The following is a 3,266-nucleotide window of genomic DNA, read 5'->3' on the forward strand; positions in this document are numbered from 1 at the left end:
AAGCCCAGTTCCCGGTAAAAAGACCAATCAGTAGCTGCGCAGCCACAGCACAAAGCGCATGAAGGAAAGGTGTTATATCCATTTTCATCCTACCCAATAAAACGGGGCGCTCGGCCCCTTAATATTATTTAGACGCAAGCGCCGCCTCAATTGCAGATAATCTTTGTCTTAATTCTGCGTTTTCTTCTTCCAGTGCTGTTATCCTGTCGTCTGACTCTCTGGCTACCTGAACAAGCAAGCCAGTAACACCAGAATAATCTACAGTGTAATACCGTTCACCTTCTTCTCCATCTAATCCACTCCCGCCGTCTGGATATTTCATCATAGCCCCTACGGCTTCGGGGATGGCTTCCAGGGTTTCTTGTGCAATAACACCAGCGTAAGGCATACCGTTTTCTTTAAGCGTGTATGTATAGCCGTTCATTTTACGAATGCGGTCGGTTGCATTATCGATCACCTGAATATTGTCTTTCAGATCCCGGTCAGAGCCTTGATTAAATGCACTTGCATTGCACGCGCCGTTAACCGTTAATTCGTAGGTATTGCTGGTAGTTTTCTGTGCGTAGAACATATACAGAGCCTCATCTACGCCAACTTCATAAACAACCGGACGGCTAGAATTACCCCATAGTCTAGTTGTTACGCCAGCGTGAGCGGTTCCCTGTGTGTTTAATGTCATGGTTGACCCATGATTAGCATATTTGATCTGTAATGTGTCGGTGTAATCAAATTTAATAAGCGCGTTACTTCCACGCTTGCTGTATGACATAAGGCAGTTACCCATTTTGAGGTATCCGCTGTCACCGGGAAAAATCATCGTACCGCCATAAAGGTTGGTAAAGTCCCAGCAAATGTTTGTCCCGTTATCGTTCAGGTTAAGGCGCGCCATTGCGTTACCTGGACTGTCTATCCATTTTTTGAGGTATAGTTCGCAATACGCATCCTCAACACCTGCCGTCCTGTGAGTTGAGCGGAGTTTTCTCCCAAATATAGCTCCGCTAGTTGGCAATACTTGCTGATACCATGAAGCAGACCAGTCACCAACGGTTTCATCTTTGCTGTCTACATATGATTTTGTTGCGTAGCTTCCTTGATCGTTTTTTAATTTGCTAACGTCGGATTTTAGCGTTTTGATGTCATCAGGAATTACTGTCGATGTAGCCATTTTTCTTCCTCACATCCAGCCACGAAGTTGATGCTCAACAACAACCGCGTATTTATCGAATATTGACGATTTTTTTGCATCATTAATGATGCGCACGTTTACAAAATATCCGTCTTCCTTAACACATACCGGCTCGCCATCTTCAGTAAGTTCTCCGGTTTCTTTGTACACGTTACCTATCACGTCAATAAGAATATCATCCTGCATCGACTCATCATCATAATAGCCAGTGCTATCCATAAAGGCCGAAAAATCGGCCCTGTCGGCAAATTTAAGTGTTAAATCTTTCATTTAATACTCTCCCCCATTTGCGCATCAGTTAATTCTTTATGCCAGAGACGAAGATTTCTCAAATGGCCGAATAGATGACGTGTCCCTGATGTGTCTTTACCTCCTATTCGAATAAAGGTCCGCGTTTTTACGCCCGTCCATTCCGTTTTCATGGTTTTAGTAGCCTCACCGTTAGAAACTACTCGTTTAGTACCATCAGAATAAATATTAAAACCACCAATGAATTTTCGAACATCCGTTCGACCAGTAAACAAACTAGAAACGTAACTACTTGTCGACGCTTTATAAGTTTGCATATAAAGCTGACCGTAATATTTCTCGGTTGTGTTAAAAGCGTATGTGATTGACTCAATAGGCGGCACACCAGAAAAATCAAAAATACGCGGTGCTACATTAGGAGGAATATCGCCCCAATTCCTGTTAACCTCGACCAAACAAGTAAGCGGTCTGTTATAAATGTTGTTTTCGGTCGGGATCGTAACCATATCACTCGCACGAGTCGCCGCCGTCGTTCCTGATATAATAAAAGATGATACACAAGCCCCATTCTCTACTTGTGGGGTAGCCAGATAAATATAGTCACCTGATACGGTTGCCCCTCCCTGCTTAGGTGAATACTGTATCTGAGAGCCTATTTTTAACTCACCATCAATTGCCTGAATTGTTGCCTCAGCAAAAATCCATCCTGTAGTTTCATCCTTCCTGACTCGTGCCGTAATTCTACCGGAAGCACCACCTGTCATATTAATTTCAAGCGTTTGTGTATCAATATACGCATCACCAAGAAAAGTTGTTGCGCTACCGTCATATTTATCAAACCGGATACGCAACCTTACCTGCAGTTCTGTTTTAAAACGACATGAGGTTGTCACGTATTTATTATCGCCTGAGACATCAACTGACTTTGTTGCAGCAATTGATGCCATATTAATGGCTGAGGTTTGCCCAATCAGAGAATCGTTGCAGACAAACTTTCCATAGGTAAAACCAAAATTATCCGTCCCGGTTTCGGGAACATCCATATTTGACGATCGCCCCCAACTGGCAGGGCTTTCCGAATTGAGCATGTAGTTTGTTCTTTGCCCCTCAATAAGCAGGCCATCACGTTCAAACCGTGGCTCGTCAATGGCAGCCTCTGTCAACACACCAGATTTATTAATATAGGTTGCTTTCGATGCGCGTTTAAACTTAACAACCTTGTCGCCAGGCATCGTTATTTCATCATCACCAATAACAATCTTTTTATATGACGGCGAAAACCCCGTAATCATATCCAGCGAATCGTTAAATGGTATCCACACATCAGGAAGTGGCTGCAATACTTGTTTATACGGCTCCGCAGCCTGGCTTGCATACTCTCTGGCTGCATCCTCACTTGCTTTAGCTGCTGTCTGGCTTGCTGCCGATGCTTGCGCCGAGTTCGCAGCCGCAGTCTCGCTCGCCTTTGCGTTGGTTTCACTGGTTTTTGCAGCTTTTTGACTGTTTGCTGATGCAGTGGCAGAAGCAGCCGCCGCACTTGCAGAACCAGCTGTGGCACTCTCGCTTTCAGCTGCTGCATCCTGACTGCTTTTCGCCGCAGTTTCGCTGGCTTTGGCATTCGTTTCGCTGGTCTTCGCTGCCGTCTGGCTGGACTTTGCGTTAGTTTCGCTCGTCTTCGCTGCTTTCTGGCTGTTTGCTGATGCAGTGGCAGAAGCAGCCGCCGCACTTGCAGAACCAGCTGCCGCACTCTCGCTTTCGGCTGCTGCATTCTGGCTATTTTTCGCCGCAGTTTCACTGGCTTTGGCATTCGTTTCGCTGGTTTTCGCTGCCG

Annotated in this window: 3 protein-coding genes; all 3 read right to left on the reverse strand. The window is 45.3% G+C overall.

Annotated elements, in window-relative coordinates; genetic code table 11:
• Positions 1-124 precede the first annotated feature (124 nt).
• Positions 125-1,165, reverse strand: coding sequence for a tail fiber domain-containing protein (locus tag HEN21_RS22280; protein WP_137326474.1), 1,041 nt, complete (start codon positions 1,163-1,165; stop codon positions 125-127).
• A gap of 9 nt (positions 1,166-1,174) precedes the next feature.
• Positions 1,175-1,456 (reverse strand): hypothetical protein, encoded by a 282-nt coding sequence (locus HEN21_RS22285; protein ID WP_176252348.1) that lies wholly within the window; start codon positions 1,454-1,456, stop codon positions 1,175-1,177.
• Positions 1,453-3,266 (reverse strand): phage head spike fiber domain-containing protein (locus HEN21_RS22290; RefSeq protein ID WP_183082946.1); only part of this gene is annotated, 1,814 nt, incomplete at its 5' end. The genes HEN21_RS22285 and HEN21_RS22290, both read right to left, overlap by 4 nt.

The sequence above is a fragment of the Escherichia sp. 93.1518 genome (genome assembly GCF_013368915.2).
Taxonomy (GTDB): domain Bacteria; phylum Pseudomonadota; class Gammaproteobacteria; order Enterobacterales; family Enterobacteriaceae; genus Escherichia; species Escherichia ruysiae.